12 protein-coding genes are annotated in these 17,067 nt (G+C 70.0%); 8 read left to right on the forward strand and 4 right to left on the reverse strand.

The genetic code is table 11. The features are described 5' to 3' along the window. Positions 1–18 precede the first annotated feature (18 nt). Genes BK819_RS07275 through BK819_RS07280 form a run of 3 tightly spaced genes read left to right on the forward strand, consistent with a single transcriptional unit; the run spans position 19 to position 1,742 of the window. Entirely contained in the window at positions 19–726 is a 708-nt protein-coding gene (locus BK819_RS07275; RefSeq protein ID WP_256209412.1) for a transglycosylase SLT domain-containing protein, read from the forward strand. A 9-nt stretch (positions 727–735) separates the two neighbouring features. Beyond that, positions 736–1,023: a hypothetical protein gene (locus BK819_RS16975; protein WP_082750107.1), complete on the forward strand. Its 288-nt coding sequence runs from the start codon at positions 736–738 to the stop codon at positions 1,021–1,023. A gap of 2 nt (positions 1,024–1,025) precedes the next feature. Beyond that, on the forward strand, positions 1,026–1,742 hold the full coding sequence (locus BK819_RS07280) for an alpha/beta hydrolase (RefSeq protein ID WP_071328756.1): 717 nt from the start codon (positions 1,026–1,028) through the stop codon (positions 1,740–1,742). Positions 1,743–1,760: 18 nt separating this feature from the next. Here BK819_RS07280 and BK819_RS07285 read toward each other — a convergent pair whose 3' ends face one another. Next, positions 1,761–2,822 carry an AI-2E family transporter gene (locus BK819_RS07285; RefSeq protein ID WP_071328541.1) on the reverse strand — a complete coding sequence of 354 codons (1,062 nt, stop codon included), beginning with the start codon at positions 2,820–2,822 and terminating at the stop codon, positions 1,761–1,763. 178 nt (positions 2,823–3,000) lie between these two features. Here BK819_RS07285 and BK819_RS07290 point away from each other — a divergent pair, with 178 nt between their 5' ends. Both BK819_RS07290 and BK819_RS07295 read left to right on the forward strand, forming a co-directional pair. Continuing rightward, positions 3,001–4,944: a glycosyl transferase gene (locus BK819_RS07290; RefSeq protein WP_143049260.1), complete on the forward strand. Its 1,944-nt coding sequence runs from the start codon at positions 3,001–3,003 to the stop codon at positions 4,942–4,944. 5 nt (positions 4,945–4,949) lie between these two features. Beyond that, entirely contained in the window at positions 4,950–5,876 is a 927-nt protein-coding gene (locus BK819_RS07295) for a tetratricopeptide repeat protein (RefSeq protein WP_371259836.1), read from the forward strand. Positions 5,877–5,924: 48 nt separating this feature from the next. Here BK819_RS07295 and glgB read toward each other — a convergent pair whose 3' ends face one another. From glgB to glgX, 3 genes are all read right to left on the reverse strand, one after another. Beyond that, on the reverse strand, positions 5,925–8,126 hold the full coding sequence (gene glgB, locus BK819_RS07300; protein WP_143049261.1) for a 1,4-alpha-glucan branching protein GlgB: 2,202 nt from the start codon (positions 8,124–8,126) through the stop codon (positions 5,925–5,927). After that, entirely contained in the window at positions 8,123–10,192 is a 2,070-nt protein-coding gene (locus BK819_RS07305; RefSeq protein ID WP_083391693.1) for an alpha-1,4-glucan--maltose-1-phosphate maltosyltransferase, read from the reverse strand. Before BK819_RS07305 ends, glgB begins: the two co-directional genes overlap by 4 nt. Before the next feature lie 64 nt (positions 10,193–10,256). Then, entirely contained in the window at positions 10,257–12,329 is a 2,073-nt protein-coding gene (glgX, locus tag BK819_RS07310; RefSeq protein ID WP_071328545.1) for a glycogen debranching protein GlgX, read from the reverse strand. Between the two features lie 101 nt (positions 12,330–12,430). Between glgX and BK819_RS07315 the strand changes: the two genes are divergently transcribed. Genes BK819_RS07315 through ligA form a run of 3 tightly spaced genes read left to right on the forward strand, consistent with a single transcriptional unit; the run spans position 12,431 to position 17,067 of the window. Continuing rightward, positions 12,431–13,606, forward strand: coding sequence for a cysteine desulfurase family protein (locus BK819_RS07315; RefSeq protein ID WP_071328546.1), 1,176 nt, complete (start codon positions 12,431–12,433; stop codon positions 13,604–13,606). Positions 13,607–13,615: 9 nt separating this feature from the next. Continuing rightward, a complete protein-coding gene (gene mnmA / locus BK819_RS07320; RefSeq protein WP_083391694.1) occupies positions 13,616–14,713 on the forward strand; it encodes a tRNA 2-thiouridine(34) synthase MnmA in 1,098 nt (365 codons plus the stop codon). Positions 14,714–14,751: 38 nt separating this feature from the next. After that, positions 14,752–17,067, forward strand: a complete 2,316-nt coding sequence (ligA, locus tag BK819_RS07325; protein ID WP_071328548.1) for an NAD-dependent DNA ligase LigA — start codon at positions 14,752–14,754, stop codon at positions 17,065–17,067.

Here is a 17,067-nt window from a genome sequence, read left to right on the forward strand (position 1 = left end):
CGTAAACTGTCCTCCATCGTGAACTCCCGAAACGACATGATGCCCGAACGTAACGACGCCCCGCTGGTACCCGCAGCGACGTCCGCGTCGGCCTCCCGCGGTACCCGCCGCTGGTCTCGCCGTCGCGGTGTCGTCGGAGTCTTCAGCTCTCTCGCGGTCGTCGGATTCGCCGCCGCGATGGTCGCGCCCACCGGGGTCGCCCTGGCGCAGCCCATGGCCACGGAGGCGCCGGACTCCGTGTATGCGGTGGCACTGGCGGACACGCAGAACCTCACCGTCACGGTGGAAGGGGCGGCGATCACCCCGGTCGAGCGCGGGTCGTTCGACATCTACGTCAAGCCCAAGCCCAAGCCGAAGCCCAAGCCGGCCCCGGCGACCACGTCCTCGTCGTCCGACGACTCGCAGGGCGGATCCTCCGGTGGCGGTGGGCTCCCGCCGTACAGCGGCGGCGGCGCTCCCGCGGAGTGGATGGCTGCCGCCGGGATCGCGCAGGGCGACTGGCAGTACGTCGACTACATCGTCTCGCGGGAGAGTGGCTGGAACCCCAACGCGACCAACTCGTCCTCCGGCGCCTGCGGCCTCGTCCAAGCGCTGCCCTGCAGCAAGGTGCCGGGCAACGGCTACAACCCGGTGGACAATCTCCGTTGGGCCACCGGATACGCCACCGGTCGCTACGGCAGCTGGGCAGGCGCGTACAACTTCTGGGTCACGAACCACTGGTGGTGAGGCGGCACCATGCCCCGCTCACGCCGACGTCCTTCCGCGCGCCCTGAGGGCGATGACTCGTTCGAGCGCCTCCTCGCCGGCTGGAAGCGCACTGAGGTCCGCCGAGGCGTGGAGTGGACGGTGCAGCCCGTCTCCGCGCTCCAGGCGCAGAAAGCGTATGTCTGCCCGGGCTGCGGACGGTCCGTCGAACCCGGGACCGCCCACCTCGTCGCCTGGCGCGCGGACGGTGTTCTCGGCGACGCCGCAGCTCTCGCCGACCGCAGGCACTGGCACAACCACTGTTGGAGGATCGCATGACCATGGAGATCCGGGGACCGCTGGAGCTTCCGGCGCGTCGCGAGGACATCGAGCTGCACACCGCGGACGGACTGACGCTCGTCGGCGAGCTCGCAATGCCGGAGGCCGCCGCCCCGGTCGCGACCCTGGTCACGCTGCACCCGCTGCCGACTGCCGGCGGCTTCATGGACTCGCACATCATCCGGAAGGCATCCGCGCGGCTGCCGGCACTGGCCGACCTCGCGGTACTGCGGTTCAACACCCGTGGCACCACATCGCCGCGCGGCACCAGCGAGGGAACGTTCGACGGCGGCGCGGCGGAGCAGTTCGATGTCGCGGCCGCCATGGGCTTCGTCCGTGACCGCGCGTTGCCGCGTCCGTGGCTCGTCGGGTGGTCGTTCGGGACGGAACTCGCCCTCAAGTACGGTGCCGACCACGACATCGAGGGCATCATCCTCCTCTCGCCGCCGTTGCATCGCACGACGGCGGAGGAGGTCGCCGCCTGGGGGAAGACGGGCCACCGCGTGGTCATCCTGGTACCCGAGTTCGACGACTACCTGCGCCCAGCGGAAGCACGGGAGCGCTTCGCGACGATCCCGCAGGCGCAGCTGATCGCCGTCGAAGGAGGCAAGCATCTGTGGGTGGGGGAGACGCAGACGCGCCGGGTGCTCACAGAGATCGTCGCCGCGGTCAATCCGTCGGCCTTGCCGCTGCCGACCCACTGGTCGACCGAGGACTGACGCCGCGGGCGGCCCTGGTCATCGTTCGTTCATACGCGGGACGAGCACCTGGCGGTAGAGGATCAGGATGCTGGCGGCCACCGGGATCGCGATGAGCGCCCCGAGCAGGCCCAGCAGGCTGCCTCCCGCGAGGGCAGCCACCACCACGACGGCGCCGGGCACGGAGACCGCGCGGCTCATGATGCGCGGAGAGATCACGTACGCCTCGATCTGCATGTAGATCAGGTAGTAGATCGCCGCCGCGAGGGCCGTGCCGGGGGAGCCGAGGCCGGGGATGAGGCAGACGAGGACGATGATCGTCGAGCCGGTCAGGGTGCCCACCAGCGGGATGAGCGAGAAGAAGAACGCGACGACCGCGAGAACGGCGGGGAACGGCGCGTCGATGATCGTCAGGTAGATCGCGCTGAGGACGCCGTTGATCACGCCCTGGCTGACCTGGCCCATGACGTAGTACCCGACCGAGTCGGTGATCTGCTCCGAGAGATCGATGAAGCGATCCCGCTTGGACGCCGGGACGAGCTGGTACACCGCGCGCTTGAGCGAGGGCGTCGAGGCCGTGAGATAGATGGTCAGGATGAGGACGATGAACGCGCCGAACACACCGCTGAGCACGGCGCCGCTGGCGATCAGCACGCCCTGACCGATCGACCCGCCGATCTCTGCGAGGTTGGTCGTCAGCCAGTCCTCCACGTACGCGAAGACGTCGTCGACGAGGAGGTTGGGGAACGTCTCCTGGATCCAGCTCCGCAGGTCCTCGATGGCCGTTCCGCGCTGCACGATCGCCGTTATCTGGGCGATGAGCTGCGAGATCTGGTCGACCAGCACCGGCAGCACGATGAGGATGATCCCGACGAAGACGGCCAGCACGGCGACGATCGTCACGAGGACCGCGAGCCAACGGGGCAGGCGTCGACGCTCGAGGAACGTGACCAGGGGATCGAGTCCGAGGCTGAGGAAGAGCGCGGTGCCGATGTACAGCAGCACGGTCGACAGCGTCTGCACGCTGCTGATCAGGACGATCCCGAGGCCCACGCCCAGTGTCGCCACGAGGGCGGTGCGGAACGGGTTGTGGATCTTCATGCGGGCTCCTCGGTACGGCTGCAGCAAGGCTACCCATGCCGCGGCTCCACGCGCCGCCGACGTGCCGCGCGACGGAGGAGGGAGAGCCCTCGTGGTCAACACACAGGTGACTTCGCTAGTCTGAAATGTCGAGTATGGCGTCGCGGGCGGGAAGCCGCGATGCGTGAGGAGACTATTCGTGCGTTTCGTATGGGCCGTGGTGGCCTTCGTGCTGGCTGCCGTGCTGATCGGTGCGGGGATCGCCCAACGCACCATCTTCGTCGGCCCTTCGTCTGAGGAAGCCCGCGTCGACATCGAGGAGCCTGCGCCCTTCGTGCTCCTGGACGGCGATGTCCTGCGGATCAACGCCGGCGCGCAGAAGCTGCTCATCCGCGGCGAGGGCGAGATCTTCACCAGCTACGGACGCACGGCCGACATGGAGGCCTGGCTCTCCGACTCGGAGTACAACCATGTGACCGTCGGGGACGACGACGAACTCGTCGTCGACCACGTCGCCCCCGCGGACGACGAGGGGTCGACCGAGACACCGGCGCCCGAGGCCACGGCGACTGCGTCGCCGGAAGCCGACGCCGATGCACCCGCGGGTCGCAACCCCGCCGGCTCCGATCTGTGGCTCGACTCCTTCACCGATGAGAACTTCCTTTCCACCGACAACATGCAGCTCCCGGAAGGGACCAGCGTGCTGATCGCCTACGACGGCACCAAGGACGCGCCGGACGACATCGTCGTCTCCTGGCCGCTGGACACCCGGACGCCGTTGGCGGGACCGCTCATGGCGGCCGGCGGCCTCGTGCTCCTCGTGGGGCTTGTCCTCTACGTGCTCGCGATCCGCCACCAGCGCCGTGGTCGGGGTCCGCGCCGGAAGGGTCCGGGACCGCTTCCCTCGACGCAGCCGATCGACGTGGCGGCCCTTCCGCCGTCCGAACGGGATGCCCTGGAGGCAGCGGACGAGGCGCAGTCGCCGACACCGGCGGGGAAGGACGACGTGGAGGACGCGGAGATCGTCGACGAGAAGGAGCAGGACGGGAAGAGCACGATGCGAGCCGAGCGCCCGAGGCGTCGTCGGCGCCTGCTCGCCCTCCCCGCCATCGGTCTGACCGCGCTGCTGGCCTCGGGCTGCACAGCCGACTCCTGGCCGGAGTTCGGGGACGCCTCCGCATCGCCGTCTCCGACGCCGACCGTGATCGCCCCCGAGAACCAGAAGCCGCCGGCGGTCACCGAGACACAGGCCGAGCGGATCCTCCGCGAGGTCTCCGAGACTCTGGTGCAGGCCGACGAGGCGAAGGACCTCGACCTCGCGGCGACCCGTCTCGACGGCGCTCCGCTGACGACGAGGACCACCGACTACGCCCTGCGCGCCAAGCTCCCGGATCGTGCCGCGCCCGCCGCGATCCCCACCGACGACGTCGAAGTTGTGCTCCCCGAGGCGACGGACCGCTGGCCGCGCACCGTCCTCATGCTCTCGAAGAGCACGGGTGACGACACCGTGCCGCCGGTGGTGCTCACCATGACGCAGGCCGACCCCTGGTCCAACTACAAGGTGACCACCATGGCGGAGATGTCGGCGGATGCGGTGTTCCCTGAGGTGGCCGCGAGCTGGCTCGGGACCTCGCTGGTCCCGGCAGACTCGGCCTTCCTGTCCGTGCCGCCGAACGAGGTCGCGGCGGCGTTCGCCGATGTCGTCGACAAGGGCGAGAAGAGTGCCTCGTACGGGCAGTTCGACGACTTGGCGCTCAATCTTGCCACGTCGATCAGGGACAGCAGGCAGAACCTGGTGCAGGGACTCGCTGATGCCGGCGCCGCGAAAACGTCCAAGGCGGCGTTCGACATGAAGCCGACGACGGCGGAACCGGTCTCGATGACGACGCTGGACAGCGGCGCCATCGTCGCGGTCTCCGTCCTCGACGTCGAGACGATCACCCCCACGTCCTCCGACGTCGTCATCCGTTTCGGTGACAACAAGGAGGCCAAGGCGCTCACCGGGGCCAATGAGTCCGCGAAGGGCGCCCAGACCACCTATGAGTTCCAGCTGTTCTTCGCCGTCCCGTCCCAGGGGTCGAGCGAACCGATCCGTCTCCTGGCCTCTCGTCAGGATCTCGTGTCCGTGAAGGTGATCAAGTGAGTGAGATGTCTCCCGCGGCCCTGCGTGGTGCCGTCGATCTGTCCAGCCTGCGCAACCGTCCGTCCGCGCCGGCGAGCGGTACGGCTGCCCCCTCGAGTTCCCCGGTGGCCGATGTCGTGATGGATGCGACAGACGAGAACTTCGGCCAGGTGCTCGAGCTGTCCCGCACCGTCCCCGTGGTCGTCGATCTCTGGGCCGAGTGGTGCGGGCCGTGCAAGCAGCTGAGCCCGATCATCGAGAAGGTGACCAGGGAGCTCGGCGGTCGTGTGCTCCTGGCCAAGGTCGACGTCGATGCGAATCCGCAGCTCGCGCAGAGCTTCCGCGCGCAGTCGATCCCGATGGTCGTCGCCCTCATCGCAGGCCAGCCGGTGCCGATGTTCACGGGCGCCGTCCCCGAGCAGCAGGTGCGTGAGGTCTTCGCGCAGCTGCTGCAGGTGGCCGCGCAGAACGGCGTCGCGGGGATGCTCCCGGTCGGCGACGCCGAGGCAGGGGAGGCTGAACCTCCCGCCGAGCCCGAGCTGCCGCCACTGCACGCGGAGGCGTTCTCCGCTATCGAGCGCGGTGACTACCGCGCGGCCATCTCCGCCTATGAGAAGGCGCTCGCGGAGAACCCGCGTGACGAAGACGCCATCGCCGGCCTGGGCCAGGTCCGCCTGCTGGACCGTGTGCAGGGACTCGACCTGCAGACGGCTCGGGCCGAGGCCGCCGCGGCTCCGCTGGACGTGCAGGCCCAGTTCGACGTCGCGGACCTCGACCTCGCCGGCGGGCATGTGGACGACGCCTTCGGCCGGCTCCTGGACCTGTTCGCGCAGCTGCCGTCCGACCAGCGCACTCCCGTGCGTGAGCGTCTCGTCGAGCTCTTCGGCCTCATCGGCGCGAGCGATCCGCGCGTGATCGCGGCTCGCAACCGACTCTCCTCGCTGCTGTTCTGATCGATCTGCGCGGACTCACGCGCGCAGATCGATCGTTCCGGTCGCTCGTCAGCCGTTGTTCACGGTGGGGACGTGCGGCTCCGGCTGATGACGGAGCCAGAGCGTGGACAGCGCGGGCAGCGTGATCGAGGCCGTCGGAGCGCCTCCGTCCCCGAGCTCCGCGATCACCATCCCGAGGTTGCCGGAACCGCGTCCGCCGTAGACGGCGGCGTCGGAGTTGAGGATCTCCTGCCAGACGCCTTCGCGCGGGAGCCCGAGACGATACCCGGTGCGCTCCACGCCGGCGAAGTTGCTGACGACGACGAGACGGCCGCCGTGCGCGTCCCGCCGTTCGAAGGCGATCACGGACGGGTCCCAGCTGGGGGCCCCGAGGCGCGTGAACCCCGAGCCGTCGCTGTCGCGCTCCCAGAGCGGCGCCTGCGCCCGGTACACCCCGTTCATCGCGGCGACGAAGTCCTGCAGCTGGGCGTGGGAGGGCTGCTCGCGGAGCCACCAGTCCAGTTCACGCCCTTCGGACCACTCCGCGAGCTGTCCGAACTCCTGTCCCATGAACAGCAGCTTCTTGCCCGGGTGTCCCCACATGTAGGCGAGGTAGGCGCGGACGTTCGCGAGCTTGTGCCAGTGGTCGCCCGGCATCTTCGACAGCAAGCTGCCCTTGCCGTGCACGACCTCGTCGTGGCTGATCGGCAGCACGTAGTTCTCGCCGAATGCGTAGACGAACGAGAACGTCATCTCGCCCTCGTGGTGCGCTCGGTACATCGGGTCTCTGCCGATGTACTGCAGCGAGTCGTTCATCCACCCCATGTTCCACTTGAACCCGAACCCGAGTCCGACATGATCCGTCGGCGCTGTGACGCCGGGGAAGCTCGTGGACTCCTCGGCGATCATGAGGATCCCGGGGTGGAGCCGGTAGGCCGTGGCGTTGACCTCTTGAAGGAAGCGGATCGCCTCCAGATTCTCGCGTCCGCCGTGGATGTTCGGCTCCCACTCGCCCTCGCGGCGCGAGTAGTCGAGGTAGAGCATCGACGCCACGGCATCGACCCGGAGGCCGTCGACGTGGAACTCCTCGAGCCAGTACAGTGCGTTCGCGACGAGGAAGCCGCGGACCTCGGGCCGGCCGTAGTCGAAGATGAGCGTGCCCCAGTCCTGATGCTCGCCACGGCGAGGGTCGGGGTGCTCGTACAGAGGCTGGCCGTCGAAGCGCGCCAGGGCGAAGGCGTCCTTGGGAAAGTGCCCGGGGACCCAGTCCATGATCACGCCAATGCCGGCCTGGTGCAGGCGGTCGATGAGGTACCGCAGGTCGTCGGGGGAGCCGTACCGGCTCGTCGGCGCGTAGTAGCCGCTGACCTGATAGCCCCACGATCCGCCGAACGGATGCTCGGCGAGCGGCATGAACTCGACGTGCGTGAAGCCCGTCTCCTGCACGTGCGCGATCAGCGGATCGGCCAGCTCGCGGTACCCCAGGCCCCCGCGCCAGGAGCCGACGTGCACCTCGTACACGGACAGCGGCTGCGCGACGGCATGGGTCGCGGCACGTCGGGTCATCCACGCGCCGTCCGCCCAGACGTAGGACGACGCGGTGACGACAGACGCGGTCTCCGGGGGTACCTGTGCCGCCAGAGCCATCGGGTCCGCTTTGAGGATCCAGGCGCCGCTCCGCGTACAGATCTGGTACTTGTACCGGGTGCCGACGGGGAGGTCAGGGATGAAGAGCTCCCAGACGCCGCTGGCCCCGAGCGAGCGCATGGCGTGGCTCTCGCCGTTCCAACCGTTGTGGTCGCCCACAACCCGGACGGCCGATGCATCGGGAGCCCATACCGCGAAGGAGACGCCGTGCTCGTCGCCCTGGGTGCGGGGATGGGCACCCAGCGCCTCCCAGAGCCGCTCGTGCCGGCCCTCGGCGATGAGGTGCAGGTCGAGATCGCCCAGCGTCGGGGCATGCCGGTACGGGTCACCGGAGACCGTCTCCTCCTCGCCGCGGTAGCGCGTCGCGATGCGATACGGGAGGGGCGGTCCGGGGTGCGTGCCCTCCCAGACGCCGTGCGCGACGTGGGACAGGGCGAGCCTGCTCCCGTCGCCGAACACGGCCTCGACGGTCTCGGCGAGCGGCCGGCGGGCGCGGACGGCGGTGACCGTACGGCCGGCAGCGTCCTTGGCGGGGTGCGCCCCGAGCACGGAGTGCGGGTCGTGATGCTGAGCGGCAGCGACCGCTTCCCACTCGGCGTCGGCGGTGTCCTCGATGCGGCTCATGCGCGCTCCCTCACCTTCAGGATGTGGACGGGCTCGTCGAAGGCGTCGAGCCGGACGTAGTTGTGGTCGCTCCAGGTCCAGACACTGCCGGTCAGGAGATCCTCCACCTCGAAGGTCTCGCCGAGCGGGATGCCCCAACGCGTGGTGTCGAGGTGGACGGTGGTCTCGCGCACCGAGTGCGGGTCGACGTTCGCCACGACGATGAGGGTGTCCGGCCTGCCGGTGCCGGTGAAGGCAGCGTCGAGGTGCTTGCTGAACACGAGGACGGCGTCGTCGTCGCTCCAGTGCAGTTCGAGGTTGCGGAGCTGCCGCAGCGCCGGATGTGCCGCACGGATCTCGTTCAGTCGCCGGAGCAGCGGAGCCAGGGACTCCCCGCGTTCCTCGGCCCCCGCCCAGTCCCGGAACTTGTACTCGTACTTCTCGTTGTCGATGTTCTCCTCGGAACCTGGGCGGGCCACGTTCTCGATGAGCTCGTAGCCGGCGTAGACGCCGTACACGGGCCCGGCCATCGCGGCGATGCAGGCACGGATGCGATACGCCGCGCGACCGCCGAACTGGAGGTACTCGGTGAGGATGTCGTGCGTGTTCACGAAGAGGTTCGGACGCATGTAGTCGGCCGTCTCGTGGGAGATCGAGGTGAGGAACTCCTCCAGCTCGGGCTTGGTGTTGCGCCAGGTGAAGTAGCTGTAGCTCTGCTGGAAGCCCACCGCGGCCAACGCACGCATCACGGCGGGTCGGGTGAACGCCTCGGCGAGGAAGATGACGTCAGGATCCGTCTCATTGACCGTCGCGATCAGCCACTCCCAGAACTGCAGCGGCTTGGTGTGCGGGTTGTCCACGCGGAAGATCCGGACGCCCTCGCCCACCCAGTGCCGGACGATCCGGAGCATCTCGGCCGCGATGCCTTCCGGATCGTTGTCGAAGTTCAGCGGGTAGATGTCCTGGTACTTCTTGGGCGGGTTCTCCGCGTAGGCGATGCTCCCGTCCGGCAGGGTCGTGAACCACTCCGGGTGGTCGCGGACCCACGGGTGGTCGGGGGAGGCCTGCAGGGCGAGATCGAGGGCGACCTCCAGCCCTTCCTTCCGGGCGGCGCGCACGAAGGCGCGGAAGTCCTGCGGGGTTCCGAGGTCGGGATGGATCGCGTCGTGTCCGCCCTCCGCCGCTCCGATCGCGTATGGCGAGCCCGGATCGCCCGGTTCGGCGACGAGGGTGTTGTTGCGACCCTTGCGGTTGGTGGTGCCGATGGGGTGGACCGGGACGAGGTAGATCACCTCGAATCCCATCCGGGCGACCTCGGGCAGGCGCTTCGCGGCGGTGCGGAACGTGCCGCTGCGCACCGTGCCGTCCGTGAGGCGACGGGCACCCTCGGAGCGGGGGAAAAACTCATACCAGGAGCCGACGCCCGCGCGGGTGCGCTCGACGCGGAGGAGCTGCTCCGTGGAGGCGGAGCGCAGGGTCGTGACGGGACGGTCGCGGAAGATCGCCGCGAGTTCAGGGTCGACCGCCGACGCAGCGGTCGTGGCGGCGTCACCTCTCCGGAGCTCCTCGGCTCGGGCGCGCAGCCGCGTGCGCTGAGCCGCGGGGCGGTCCTTCTCTGCGGCGGCGCGCTGCAGGAGCTCGGCGCCCAGGGCGGCCATCACCTCGACATCGACTCCCGCGGCGATCTTGAGGTGCGCAGCATGAGCCCAAGTGGCGAAGTCGTCCGAGAATCCCTCGAAGCGGTACCGCCAGACGCCCTCCGCGTCGAGCGCGATCGCGGCTTCCCAGCGATCGGTGCCGTCCGCGAGGGCGGTCAGCCGGTGCAGGCTCTCCTCGCCGGTCGGAGACGTCAGTCGCACGTGCACGCCGATGAGATCGTGCCCTTCTCGGAAGGCCACGACGCGGAAGGGGACGACCTCGCCTGCGAAGGCCTTGGCCGGGAACCCGCCGGGGACCGCAGGGGTACCGTCGAGCAAGGGGATCCGGGTCGTCCGCAGGGCTCCGGGGAGATCCGCGTCGGCGGCGCGCGTCGGGATCTGAACGGGGCTCCGGAGAGCCGTGGGTCGGGTTCCAGCACGTGCAGTCACATGCCGAATCTACCGCTCGGGCCTGTCGGAACCTACCGCTCGACCCCGGCGCCGAACCGTGCTATCACTCGACCCGGAACAGGCGCATGGACGTGCCGGGGATCGGCAGGACATCGCCCGGCGCGAACGTGTCCTCCACCTCCGACGGGCGCTCGTCGGCGCTCGACCAGAGGGAGACGAAGCGCGTGGCGTCATCGATCTCCTCCGGCAGCCGCACGTCGATCGGCGCCTCCGTCCCGTGCACGATCAGCAGGATGCGGTTGGCGGGTTCCTTGTCCGGCGTGGACGCGGCGACGTACTGCAGGGTGCGGTTGCCGGGATCCGTCCACTGGTTCGGTTCCATCGTCGCGCCGTCCTGGTCGTACCAGTCCATGACCGACGCGTTCGGGATGTGCTCGCCCAGGCGCGCGTACCGGCTCGGACGCAGCGCCGGGTTCTCCTGACGCAGCCGCACCAGGCGCGCGACGTGCGCCCGGAGGTCTTCCTGCCAGGGCTCGAACTCCCAGGACAGCCACGACAGCGGCGAGTCCTGTGCGTAGGCGTTGTTGTTGCCGCGCTGGCTGCGGCCCACCTCGTCCCCGGCGGTGAGCATCGGGATGCCGGCCGAGAGCAGCAGGGTGCCGAGCAGGTTGCGCATGGCCTTCCGCCGGGCGGCGAGGATCGCTGGATCGTCCGTGGGGCCCTCCACGCGGTGATTGAAGGATCGGTTGAGGTCGGCGCCGTCGCGGTTGTGCTCGCCGTTGGCCTCATTGTGCTTGACGTCGTACGAGACGAGGTCGTGCAGCGTGAACCCGTCGTGCGCCGTGACGAAGTTGATGCTCGCGAGGGGTCCGCGCTCCTCGCTAAAGGTGTTCGACGATCCGGCGAGGCGGGTGGCGAAGCCCCCGATCCCGACCGGTGCCGAGGCCCGCCGCGCGTAGTCGATGTCGCTGAGCCAGAAGTTGCGCACCCGGTCGCGGTACCGGTCGTTCCACTCGTGCCACCCCGCGGGGAAGTTGCCCGTCTGCCAGCCCCCCAGACCGACGTCCCAGGGTTCCGCGATGAGCTTGGTCTCCGCGAGGACGGGATCGGCGGCGATCGCCTGCAGAAGCGGATGGTCTGGGGTATAGGTGTGTGCGCCGTCGCGGGCGATCGCCGTCGCCAGGTCGAAGCGGAACCCGTCGATCTGCATCTCCTCCGCCCAGTACCGGAGCGAGTCCAGCACCAGCCGGGCTCCGGCATCGGTCGCGGTGTTAAGGGTGTTGCCGCATCCGGTGGTGTCGACGTACACGCCCGCGTCGTCCTGCCGGTAGTACCGGGCGTTGTCGATCCCGCGGAGGCTGGAGCGCGGTCCGCCGATCCCCTCCTCCGACGTGTGGTTGTAGACCACGTCGAGGATCACCTCGAGGCCGGCCTCGTGCAGCAGCCTGACCATGCCCTTGAACTCGGCGATGATCGCCTCTGGTCCCCGCTTCCGGGCGTCCTCCGTCGCGTAGGCGGCGTGCGGGGTGAAGAAGTTGAGCGTGTTGTAGCCCCAGTAGTTCGTCAGCCCCCGCTCCAGCAGTCGCGGTTCCGGGACGAAGGCGTGGACGGGGAGCAGCTCCACCGACGTCACCCCGAGGGTGTGGAGGTGCTCGATCATGGCCGGATGCGCGAGCCCCGCGTAGGTGCCGTGCAGCGCGGGCGGGATGTCGGGGTGCCGCTTGGTCAGTCCCTTCAGGTGGCCCTCGTAGATGACGGTGCGGTCCGTCGGGACGCGCGGTTTCGTCGAATCGCCCCAGTCGAAGCCGTCCTCGATGACCACGGCCCGCCACTCCTGGTAGCCGTGTCCCTGGGCGAGGCCCCGCGCATACGGGTCGAGAAGCAGCGTCTCCGGGTTGAACGTGTTGCCGGGCCCGTGCGGGCCCTCGACGCGGAGCGCGTAGCGGACTCCGGGCTGCAGCAACGGCGTCGTGACCTCCCAGACGCCCCCGGGCCGCCGTTCGAGCGGGGCCTGGTCGACGACCCAGTCGAGGTCCGTCGCGTCGAAGACGACGAGCTCGACGGCGGAGGCGTTCTGCGACCAGACCCGCAGCGTGCCGATGCCGTCGTGCAGCCGGACGCCGAGGTTGTCGAGGATCGCCCCACCGGGCACGACGGAGTCGAGGGACGAAGACATGGATACACCCTAAACGTGTTGCATTTCAGTCTCATGACAGGACGCACCCGGTCTCACGCGCAGACGGACCGTTCGGGGCACGGATCGGGGAGAATCGAAGCATGCGGCACTATCTCGACCACGCGGCGACCACCCCGCTGCGCCCGGAGGCCAGGGACGCGTGGCTGGAGGCATCGGTCGTCGTCGGCAACGCCTCGTCGACGCACGGCGCCGGGCAGGACGCGCGCCGGGTGCTGGAGGAGTCGCGGGAGCGCGTGGCGGCGGTCCTCGGGGCCGACCCGATCGAAGTGGTGCTGACCTCCGGCGGTACCGAGTCGATCAACCTCGCCCTCCAGGGACTGTGGCACTCGCGTCGTCCGGAGACGACCGCTGTCGTGGTGCCGGACGGCGAGCATCACGCGACGATGGACACGGTCGCAGCCCTGGTGGCGGATGGCGCCGAGGTGCGCGCGGTTCCGCTGTCTCCGCAGGCGCGGATCGACGAGGGCCGCTTCGCAGCGGCCCTTCCCGGGGCAGCACTCGCGACGGCGCTCGTAGCGAACAACGAGACCGGAACCATCAACGACGCGTCCGCCGTCGCTGCTGCGGCCGCGCACGCCGAAGTCCCGCTGCACCTCGACGCGGTCGCCGCGCTCGGACACCTGCCGCTGTCCTTCCGGGATCTCCGCGGCCATGCGGACGACGGCGTGGGCCTCGTGGCGCTCAGCATCGCCGGACACAAGGTCGGAGCGCCGGTCGGCGTCGGGGCGCTGGTGGTGGCGCGGTCGGCCCGGCTGACACCACTTCTGAGGGGTGGCGGCCAGCAGCGGGGTCTGCGCGCGGGCACCCAGGACGTGCCGGGAGCGGCGGCGCTGGCGACAGCGCTCGAACTCGCCGAGCGTGAGCGGGCCGCCGAGGGCGTCCGGGTGGGCGACCTGCGTGACCGCCTGGTCGAGGGCATCCGTGCGCGGGTGCCGGCGGCCGAGCTCCTCGGCGACCCCGATCACCGCCTCCCCGGCACGGCTCATCTGCTCTTCCCCGGCGCGGTGGGGGAGAGTCTGTTGTTCCTGCTGGACGTCGCCGGGGTGTCCGCCTCGACGGGTTCCGCCTGTCAGGCGGGGGTCGCCGAGCCCTCACACGTCGTGATGGCGATGGGGCGCAGCGAGACGGACGCCCGGAGCGTGCTGCGTTTCTCCCTGGGGCGCACCTCCACTACCGAGGATGTGGATGCGGTGCTCGCCGCGATCGGCGAGGCCTACGCGCGCGCATCCGGGTCCCGCGCAGCCAGGCGCTCGTAGACTGGACCCATGCGAATCCTTGCGGCCATGAGCGGTGGTGTGGACTCCGCCGTCGCGGCCGCGCGTGCCGTCGAGGCGGGGCACGACGTCGTCGGCGTGCACCTGGCGCTCTCCCGCGCCGGGGGGACGCTGCGCACAGGGAGCCGGGGCTGCTGCACGATCGAGGACGCCCTCGACGCGCGCCGGGCCGCCGACCTCCTGGGGATCCCCTTCTACGTGTGGGACTTCTCCGAGCGCTTCCGCGATGACGTGATCGACGACTTCGTCGCGGAGTACCGCGCCGGCCGCACCCCGAACCCGTGCATGCGGTGCAACGAGAAGATCAAGTTCGCCGCCCTGCTGGAGCGAGCTCTGGAGCTCGGCTTCGACGCCGTCTGCACCGGGCACTACGCGACCCTCCTCGATGGCCCGGACGGGCTCGAACTGCACCGCGCCTCGGACAACGCGAAGGACCAGTCGTACGTGCTCGGCGTCCTCACGGCCGATCAGCTCGCGCACACCTATTTCCCGCTGGGCACCACGCCGTCGAAGGCGCTCGTGCGGGCGGAGGCCGAGCAGCGCGGTCTCAGCGTCGCCCAGAAGCCGGACAGCCACGACATCTGCTTCATCCCGGACGGCGACACCCGGGGCTGGCTGGCCGAGAAGGTCGGCACGGCCACCGGCGAGATCGTCGACCGCACCGGTGCCGTCGTCGGTGCGCACGAGGGCGCCCACGCCTTCACGGTCGGTCAGCGGCGCGGACTCAAGCTCGGCGTCCCGGCGGCGGACGGCAAGCCGCGCTTCGTGCTCGAGGTGCGCCCCGTGTCGAACACGGTGGTCGTCGGCCCGAAGGAGGCTCTGGCGATCGCCGAGATCGCGGGGGAGCGGCTCAGCTGGGCCGGCGCCGCGCCGACCGCGTCGGTGTTCGCGTGCGACGTGCAGATCCGTGCGCATGCCGAGCCGGTACCCGCCACCGCCACCGTCACGACGGAGGGCGTCCGCGTCGTGCCCGATTCTCCGCTTGACGGTGTCGCCCCCGGGCAGACCGCCGTGCTGTACATCGGCACGCGCGTGCTCGGGCAGTTCACCATCGATTCCACCGTCTCCGCGGTCCCGGTCGGCGTCTGATCCGGGCGGATGTCGGTCGCCGCTCCTAGACTGACGGAGTGCCGGAGAACATCTCACTGGAAGACGCCCGCCGCGAGGCCGAGGAGCTGACCACCCGCATCCTCGAGGCGAAGGACGCGTACTACGGCCGCGATACCTCACTCGTCGACGATGCCACGTACGACGGCTGGATGCGGCGCCTGGAAGAGCTCGAGCGCCTGCACCCCGAGTTGCAGGGGCAGGACTCGCCGACGCAGATGGTCGGCGCCGCGGAGGCGACCGGGCTCGCGACGATCGAGCACGCCGAGCGGATGCTCAGCCTCGACAACGTCTTCTCCATCGAGGAGCTGCGCGAATGGGCGCAGAAGACGCGGGCCGCCGCCGGGCGGGACGTCGACTGGTTGACCGAACTGAAGATCGACGGCCTCGCGATCAACCTGCGGTATGAGAACGGCGTGCTGACATCGGCCGCGACCCGTGGCGACGGCCGGGTGGGCGAGATCGTCACCGAGAACGCGCTCCGGCTCCCGGAGATCCCCGAACGGCTCGCCGGGGAGGGGCACCCGCCGATCGTCGAGGTCCGCGGAGAGGTCTTCATCCCGGTCGCCGCGTTCGAGCGGCTGAACGCGGCGCAGGCGGCGTTCCGAGACCGCGCGTATGCGGACGCCCTCGCGCGCTGGGAGGCCAGGGGTGGCGCGAAGAAGCCGTTCGACGAGGAGAAGGCGCGCACCGCGGCGGCACGGCGTTTCCCAGCCTTCGCGAATCCCCGCAACGCGGCCAGTGGCGGCCTGCGGCAGCAGATCGACAAGAAGGACGGCTTGGAGCTGGAAGCGGGGCTGCTGCGCATCGAGTCGCTCGCGCTGTACGTGCACGGCATCGGTGCCTGGACGAACCCGCCGGTCGCGGCCCAGAGCCAGGTGTACGAGCTGCTATCGGCCTGGGGCCTGCCGACCAGCCCGCACACGAAGGTGTGCCGGAGCATCGACGACGTCGTCACCTTCGTCGAGTACTACGGCGAGCATCGGCACGACATCGAGCATGAGCTCGACGGCATCGTGGTCAAGGTCGACGAGCTCGACCTGCATGACGAGCTGGGAGCGACGAGTCGGGCGCCCCGCTGGGCGATCGCGTACAAGTATCCGCCGGAGGAGGTGCAGACGAAGCTCCTCGACATCGTCGTCTCCGTCGGTCGCACCGGTCGTGCGACGCCCTTCGCGGTGATGGCGCCGGCGCACGTCGCCGGATCCGTGGTCCGTCAGGCGACGCTCCACAACAAGGACGTGGTCAAGGCCAAGGGCGTCCTCATCGGCGACACCGTGGTGCTGCGCAAGGCAGGCGACGTGATCCCCGAGGTGCTCGGCCCCGTGGTCGAGAAGCGGGACGGGACCGAGCGGGAGTTCGTCATGCCCGTCGATTGCCCCGAGTGCGGCACGCCGCTGCGCGCCATGAAGGAGGGGGACATCGATCTCCGGTGCCCGAACGCCCGCTCGTGCCCCGCCCAGGTGCGCGGACGCGTCGAGCACATCGGCTCGCGGGGAGCCCTCGATGTCGAGGCGCTGGGCGAGGTGACGGCGGCGGCCCTGACCCAGCCCACGTCCCCGGCGGAGCCTCCCCTGATCACGGAAGCGGGGCTGTTCGCCCTGACCCTGGAGCAGCTCGTGCCGATCGAGGTCGTCGTGCGCGATGCGGAGACGGGTCTGCCGCGCGAGGACGAGGACGGCCTCGTGAAGACCCGCGCGCCGTTCCGACGGAACCCGACCGCGGCCGAGAAGAAGTCGGGTCTGGAGGGTCCGCAGCCGTCTTCCCAGGCGCTGACCCTGCTGGCGGAGCTGGAGAAGGCGAAGACCAAAGACCTCTGGCGGCTCCTCGTCGCGCTCAACATCCGGCATGTCGGACCGGTCGCCGCGCGGGCGCTCGCGCAGTGGTTCGGGTCGCTGGATGCGATCCGTGCCGCGTCGCGCGAGGAGCTGGCGGCGGTCGAGGGCGTGGGCGGCATCATCGCCGACTCCCTGCGCGCCTGGTTCGAGGTCGACTGGCACCAGGAGATCGTCCAGCAGTGGGCGGAGGCGGGCGTGCAGTGGGCGACACCGGGCCACCCGGGACCGGGAGCGGCGGTCGCGGCCGGGGGAGTGCTGGAGGGACTCACCGTGGTGGCCACGGGCTCTCTCGACGGGTACACCCGCGAGGGGGCGCAGGAGGCGATCATCAAGGCCGGCGGAAAGGCGGCCTCGAGCGTGTCGAAGAAGACGGACTTCGTGGCCGCGGGGCCGGGAGCCGGCTCCAAGCTTGCGAAGGCGGAGGAGCTCGGTGTCCGCATCCTCGACGCCGCGCAGTTCCACGTCCTGGTCACCGAGGGGCCTGCGGCGCTGGACTGA

It is taken from the genome of Microbacterium sp. LCT-H2 (assembly GCF_001866135.1).
GTDB lineage: Bacteria > Actinomycetota > Actinomycetes > Actinomycetales > Microbacteriaceae > Microbacterium.

Bases quoted from the DNA above. Each gene is read 5' to 3' on its own strand.
- BK819_RS16975 (WP_082750107.1), top strand. From the start codon at position 736: ATGCCCCGCTCACGCCGACGTCCTTCCGCGCGCCCTGAGGGCGATGAC.
- BK819_RS07280 (WP_071328756.1), top strand. From the start codon at position 1,026: ATGGAGATCCGGGGACCGCTGGAGCTTCCGGCGCGTCGCGAGGACATC.
- BK819_RS07285 (WP_071328541.1), bottom strand. From the start codon at position 2,822: ATGAAGATCCACAACCCGTTCCGCACCGCCCTCGTGGCGACACTGGGC.
- BK819_RS07295 (WP_371259836.1), top strand. From the start codon at position 4,950: ATGTCTCCCGCGGCCCTGCGTGGTGCCGTCGATCTGTCCAGCCTGCGC.
- glgB (WP_143049261.1), bottom strand. From the start codon at position 8,126: ATGAGCCGCATCGAGGACACCGCCGACGCCGAGTGGGAAGCGGTCGCT.
- glgX (WP_071328545.1), bottom strand. From the start codon at position 12,329: ATGTCTTCGTCCCTCGACTCCGTCGTGCCCGGTGGGGCGATCCTCGAC.
- BK819_RS07315 (WP_071328546.1), top strand. From the start codon at position 12,431: ATGCGGCACTATCTCGACCACGCGGCGACCACCCCGCTGCGCCCGGAG.
- mnmA (WP_083391694.1), top strand. From the start codon at position 13,616: ATGCGAATCCTTGCGGCCATGAGCGGTGGTGTGGACTCCGCCGTCGCG.